This window comes from Streptomyces sp. NPDC002785 (assembly GCF_040295565.1).
In the GTDB taxonomy this organism is placed as follows: Bacteria; Actinomycetota; Actinomycetes; order Streptomycetales; family Streptomycetaceae; genus Streptomyces.
Genome location: NZ_JBEOVN010000304.1, coordinates 1 through 5,945, shown reverse-complemented (window position 1 = coordinate 5,945; position 5,945 = coordinate 1). Strand labels below are relative to the sequence as shown.

Below are 5,945 nucleotides of genomic sequence, written 5' to 3'. Positions count from 1 at the left end.
TTTTGGCCAACGCGGAAGGGGGTCCCCCCTGGCCCTTAAGGCCTTGGGGGAGTGCGTGCTGGGCGGCGCGACGGGGCAAAGCTTGCCGGGAGGGGTACTAAGGGCTGTCCCGTAATCCCTGACGGGCGCACGACGACAGCTACGGCACCTCGCCGCGTTGTCGAAACGTCCGCATACATCCAGTATGCGGACGTCCCTCCGCCTTGCGATGCACCGCATCTGACGCCGCGCGCTGATCCACCAGGGATTACGGGACAGCCCTTAGACATTCGTCTTACACGAACGTCTGCATGCCGGGTACGCTGCTGTCATGGGACACCGTGAGGATCTGCTCGAAGGCGCCAAGCGCTGCCTGCTGGAGAAGGGGTACAGCCGGACGACGGCACGCGACATCGTGGCCGCCTCCGGTACGAACCTCGCCTCCATCGGCTATCACTACGGCTCCAAGGAGGCCCTGCTCAACCTCGCCTTCCTCAAGGTGACGGAGGAGTGGGGCGATGTGCTCACCGAGCAGCCGGACGGGGCCGCGGACGATGGCGACGGTGCGCCCCGCTCGCCGCTCGACCAGTTCCGGGACACCTGGGAGCGGGTGATCGACAGCTATGAGCAGACCCGGTCCGTCTGGCAGCTCCAGATGGAGGTCGTCTCCCGGATCGACCAGGACCCGGAGCTGCGGAAGGCCCTGGCGGGTCCGCAGCGCGAGGGGCGTGACGGGCTCGCCGAGAACATGCTCGGCATCGACCCGGAGACGGACCCGGAGAAGGCGCGGGTGGCCGGGCTGTTCTGTCAGGCGCTGCTCGCCGGTGTGATGGTGCAGTGGCTGATGGACAGTGAATCGGCGCCGTCCGCACAGGATCTGACGGACGGTCTGAATGCGGTGCTCGAAGGGCGGGTCCGGTAGGAGGAGGCCTGGAGTCGGCGTCCGGGCCGGATTGAGTGCCCGGGGTCCGGGTCCCGGGTTGACAGGGCCGTTCTCGAAGCCCGGACGGGCTGAAGGCGGCTCTCGGATGCGTCGGGCTCGGCGGTGACGCGCGGGATCAGAGTCGCGCGCGCTTGAGTGCCATGTGCAGCAGCAGCCGGTCCTCGCCGTCGTTGAGATCGAGGCCGGTGAGCTGCTGGACCCGGGAGAGCCGGTAGTAGAGCGTCTGGCGGTGGATGCCGAGTGCGGAGGCCGTACGGGACGCCTGGCCCGCGCAGTCGAGGAACACCTCGGCGGTGCGGGCCAGATCCTTGTGCGGCGGGGTGAGCAGGGCGCGGACCGTGGGGTCCGTGGCCGCTTCTGCGGGGAGCGCGGTCAGCAGCCGGTACGGGCCGATCGCCGACCACTCGGCGACCGGGCCGAAGCGTGACTCGGCCGCCGACGCGCGGGCCGCGGCCGACGCCTCGTGCCAGGCCGCGGCCAGGTCCGCCAGGCCGCGGCGGGGCACCGCGACCCCGGCGGTGGCGTACCGGTCCGCGGAGGAACGCAGCCGGTCCGCGGCGGTGAGCGCCGGGTCGAGGACGTCGGTGGAGCGCAGTCGGATCAGCGCGGCCAGCGAGGGTCCCCCGGCGGCCCCGGGGGCCGGGACCGACGTCAGCGCCGATGCCGACGACACCGTACGGACCGACGGCGGATCGTCGGTCCAAGGGGTCACGCACACCACCGTGTGCAGACCCTCCGCGTCCTGTCCCAGTGCCTCGTGCAGCGCGGCCACCGCCATGTCACGCTGCCAGCCCCGGCCGGCGGTGAGGACCGCACCGAACTCCCGGGACAGATCCGTGCCGGCCCGCGCCTCGTCGGAGAGCAGGCCCCCGATCCGGGCCGCCACTTCCATCGCCGCTCTCAGCTGCTCGTCGGTCGGCCCGGGATCCGCGTCGAGCAGCCATACGTAACCGAGCGCGACACCCCGATGGCGTACGGGCAGACAGATGCGGCCCCGGAACACCCCGGCCTCCGGGGCGGCGGGAATGCGGACCGGGCCGGTGGCGCGGGTGATGCCGAAGCCTTCGAACCAGGCACGGACCGCGGGCGTGGAGCGCCTGGTCAGGATCGAGCGGGTGCGGACCGGGTCCATCGCCGTGTCGTCGTCGCTGTCGTGGGCGCCGAAGGCGACCAGGCCGAAATCCCGGTTCTCCAGCGTCGCGGGGGCGCCGAGCAGCCCGGAGATCTCGTCGACCAGCTCCTGGTAATCGCCCTTCACTCAGCCATTCTCGCACCCCTTCAGACAGATGTCTGAGATCCCGGGATTGGATGCGTGACAGCTGTCGATGGCACACCATCGGAGGGATCCTTAGATTTCACGGTGGTTCTCCGTGCTGTGCCGGTCTGTTCCCTTTCTGCCGGTACGGCCTTCGTTCGTACTTTCCGTGGAGGTGCCCCGTGCTGGGTCCCGTGATTCTCGCCGCGTCCCGCAGCGACAAGATGCGCCGTTTCATCTCGGCCGCACCTGGCACCAAGCAGGTCGTCGACCGGTTCATCGCCGGTGAGACCGTCGACCAGGTCGTCCCGGTCGTCGAGGACGCCGCCGACAAGGGCCTCGAAGTCACCCTCGACGTGGTCGGCGAGGACATCACCACTCCCGAGCAGGCCGCCGCCGCCCGCGACGCGTACCTGGAACTGATCGAGCACCTCAAGGCTCTGGGCCTGGGCACCAAGGCCGAGATGTCCGTCAAGCTCTCCATGTTCGGCCAGTCGCTGGACGGTGGCCACGAGCTCGCGCTCGCCAACGTCCGCCCGGTCGTCGAGGCCGCCGCCGCGATCGGCACCACGGTCACGCTGGACGCCGAGGACCACACCACCCTCGACTCGATGTTCGCCATCCACGAGGAGCTGCGGAAGGACTTCCCGCAGACCGGCTGTGTGATCCAGGCGTACCTGTTCCGCACCGAGGAGGACGCCCGCCGCCTGGCCGCCGCCGGCAGCCGCGTCCGCATTGTGAAGGGCGCCTACAAGGAGCCCGCCTCCGTCGCGTACCAGGACAAGGCCGAGATCGACAAGGCGTACGTCCGTATCCTGAAGACCCTGATGGAGGGTGAGGGCTACCCGATGATCGGGTCGCACGACCCCCGTCTGATCGCCATCGCCCAGGAGCTGGCCCGGAAGGCCGGGCGCAAGCTGGACGAGTACGAGTTCCAGATGCTCTACGGCATCCGCAGCGACGAGCACATCCGGCTCGCGGCCGAGGGCCACCGGATGCGCGTGTACACCGCATACGGCACCGACTGGTACGGCTACTTCATGCGCCGCCTCGCGGAGAAGCCGGCGAACCTGCTGTTCTTCGGCCGCTCCATCCTCACCAAGGGCTGACCTGCCCGGCTGACCCTCACCCCCTGACACAAGGAGACAAGGCACTCATGGACGCTGTTACTCAGGTCCCCGCGCCGGTCAACGAGCCGGTCCACTCCTACGCCCCGGGTTCCCCGGAGCGCGCCCGCCTGGAGGCGAAGCTCAAGGAGCTCAGCCAGAACCCGATCGACCTTCCGATGACCATCGGTGGCGAGAAGCGGATGGGCGGCGGCGAGCGCTTCGACGTCGTACAGCCGCACAACCACAAGGCCGTCATCGGCACGTTCGCCGGCGCCACGCAGCAGGACGCCCAGGACGCGATCGACGCCGCGCTGGCCGCCGCCCCGGCCTGGCGGGCGATGTCCTTCGACGACCGCGCCGCGATCATCCTGCGCGCCGCCGAGCTGCTGGCCGGCCCGTGGCGCGAGACGCTGGCCGCATCCACGATGCTCGGCCAGTCGAAGACCGCCCAGCAGGCCGAGATCGACACCCCCTGTGAGCTCGTCGACTTCTGGCGCTTCAACGTCCACTACGCGCGCCAGATCCTGGCCGAGCAGCCCCCGGCCAACTCGCCGGGCGTGTGGAACCGCATGGACCACCGTCCGCTGGAGGGCTTCGTCTACGCGATCACGCCGTTCAACTTCACGGCCATCGCGGGCAACCTGCCCACCGCCCCCGCCCTCATGGGCAATGTCGTGGTGTGGAAGCCGTCCCCGACGCAGACCCACGCCGCCGTGCTGCTGATGCAGCTCCTGGAGGAGGCGGGGCTGCCCAAGGGCGTCATCAACCTGGTGACCGGTGACGGCATCGCCGTCTCCGAGGTGGCCCTGAACCACCGCGACCTGGCCGGTATCCACTTCACCGGTTCGACCCCCACCTTCCAGCACCTGTGGAAGACGGTCGGCAACAACATCGCCAACTACCGCACCTACCCGCGGCTCGTCGGCGAGACCGGCGGCAAGGACTTCGTCGTCGCCCACCCGTCGGCCGACCACGCCGTGCTGAAGACCGCGCTGACCCGTGGCTCCTTCGAGTTCCAGGGCCAGAAGTGCTCGGCTTCCTCCCGTGCGTACGTCCCGGCCTCCATCTGGAACTCCGGTTTCAAGGAGAAGTTCGCGGCCGAGGTCGACTCCATCACCATGGGTGACGTCACCGACCTGTCGAACTTCATCGGTGCCGTCATCGACGAGCGCTCGTTCGCCAAGAACAAGGCCGCGATCGACCGCGCCAAGTCCGACCCGTCCTGCACGATCATCGCGGGCGGCACGTACGACGACTCGGTGGGCTACTTCGTCCGCCCGACCGTCATCGAGTGCGGCGACCCTTCGAACGAGGTCTTCACGACCGAGTACTTCGGCCCGATCCTCGCCGTGCACGTCTACGAGGACGACAAGTACGACGAGATGCTGGAGCAGATGGAGTCGGTCTCCGACTACGCGCTGACCGGTTCCGTCATCGCGGGCGACCGCGCCGCGGCCGCGCACACGATGGAGAAGCTGCGGTACGCCGCGGGCAACTTCTACATCAACGACAAGTCGACCGGTGCCGTCGTCGGCCAGCAGCCCTTCGGTGGCGGCCGGGCCTCGGGTACGAACGACAAGGCGGGCGCCCCGCAGAACCTGCAGCGCTGGACCCTGACCCGGGCCATCAAGGAGACGCTGGTTCCGCCGACCGACTACACCTACCCCCACCAGGGCTGACCCCCCCCGGGGCGCCGCACCCCCGGCGCCCCGCCATGATTCCCGCCTCCCGCCCGGTTCCCCTGCCGGCCGGGAGGCGGTTTCCATCTGGACCGGCGCTCGGACCGGCGGGTTCAGATCTCCACGAGCACCTGGTCCAGGGACTTCCGCACCAGGCCGGGCACCTCGCAGTCGTCCGCCGGATACCCGACCGGGATCACCGCGAACGCCTTCTCGTTCTCCGGGCGGTCCAGCACCTCTCGCAGGAACCGCATCGGGCTCGGCGTATGGATCAGCGCGGCCAGGCCCGCCAGGTGCAGGGCCGAGAGCAGCATCCCGACCGCGATCCCGACGGACTCGTCGACGTAGTAGTGCTTGCGCCGGGTGCCGTCCTCGCCCATCCAGTACCGCTGCTGGAACACCACGACGAGGGCCGGGGCATCCGTCATATGGGCCTTGACGGAATCCGTGCCCAGCGGGCGCAGCGCCGCCAGCCACTCCTCGCCGAGCCTGCCGTCGTAACTGATCCGCTCCTCGTGCTCGGCCGCCTCCCGGATGCGCCGCCTCACCTCCGGGTCCTTGACCAGGACGAACGTCCACGGCTGCTGATGGGCGCCGGACGGTGCGGTCGCGGCGCAGGCGATCGCGTCCTTCACGACCTGCTCCGGCACGGGATCCGCGGAGAACCGGCGTACGGTTCTGCGCTCGTCCATCCGCCGTCGCAAGTCCGCGGAACGGGAAAGGCACTCATCGGCCGGGGCCCGCTCGGGACGGTAGGGGACCGGCCGGTACGGCTCTCCATGGGTGGGAGTCCACCGCGGGGGCAGGGCTGTGGTGTCAGACATGTCGGCAGTGTGGCGGCCACGGCAGGTCCGGACCAGGGGTTCGTCGGACAGAAACGGCGCGTCCGGCCGGTCGGTGTCCGCAGAGCGGGCAGGTCATGGGCCCGTACCGAGGGCCCGGGAGCACGGAGGCCCTTCTCGGGGCCGACTCCCGTGCGG

At 69.8% G+C, this 5,945-nt stretch carries 5 protein-coding genes; 3 read left to right on the top strand and 2 right to left on the bottom strand.

The window, feature by feature from the left end:
* Positions 1-310: 310 nt before the first annotated feature.
* Positions 311-901 (top strand): TetR/AcrR family transcriptional regulator, encoded by a 591-nt coding sequence (locus ABTZ94_RS35805; RefSeq protein ID WP_351207349.1) that lies wholly within the window; start codon positions 311-313, stop codon positions 899-901.
* A 136-nt stretch (positions 902-1,037) separates the two neighbouring features.
* Here the strand turns inward: ABTZ94_RS35805 and ABTZ94_RS35800 are convergent, their stop codons facing one another.
* Positions 1,038-2,180, bottom strand: coding sequence for a PucR family transcriptional regulator (locus tag ABTZ94_RS35800; RefSeq protein WP_351207347.1), 1,143 nt, complete (start codon positions 2,178-2,180; stop codon positions 1,038-1,040).
* A 179-nt stretch (positions 2,181-2,359) separates the two neighbouring features.
* Here ABTZ94_RS35800 and ABTZ94_RS35795 point away from each other — a divergent pair, with 179 nt between their 5' ends.
* Both ABTZ94_RS35795 and pruA read left to right on the top strand, forming a co-directional pair.
* Positions 2,360-3,286, top strand: coding sequence for a proline dehydrogenase family protein (locus ABTZ94_RS35795; RefSeq protein ID WP_351207345.1), 927 nt, complete (start codon positions 2,360-2,362; stop codon positions 3,284-3,286).
* 47 nt (positions 3,287-3,333) lie between these two features.
* Positions 3,334-4,965 carry an L-glutamate gamma-semialdehyde dehydrogenase gene (pruA, locus tag ABTZ94_RS35790; RefSeq protein WP_351207343.1) on the top strand — a complete coding sequence of 544 codons (1,632 nt, stop codon included), beginning with the start codon at positions 3,334-3,336 and terminating at the stop codon, positions 4,963-4,965.
* A 113-nt stretch (positions 4,966-5,078) separates the two neighbouring features.
* Here the strand turns inward: pruA and ABTZ94_RS35785 are convergent, their stop codons facing one another.
* Positions 5,079-5,789 (bottom strand): nitroreductase family protein, encoded by a 711-nt coding sequence (locus ABTZ94_RS35785; protein ID WP_351207341.1) that lies wholly within the window; start codon positions 5,787-5,789, stop codon positions 5,079-5,081.
* Positions 5,790-5,945 lie beyond the last annotated feature (156 nt).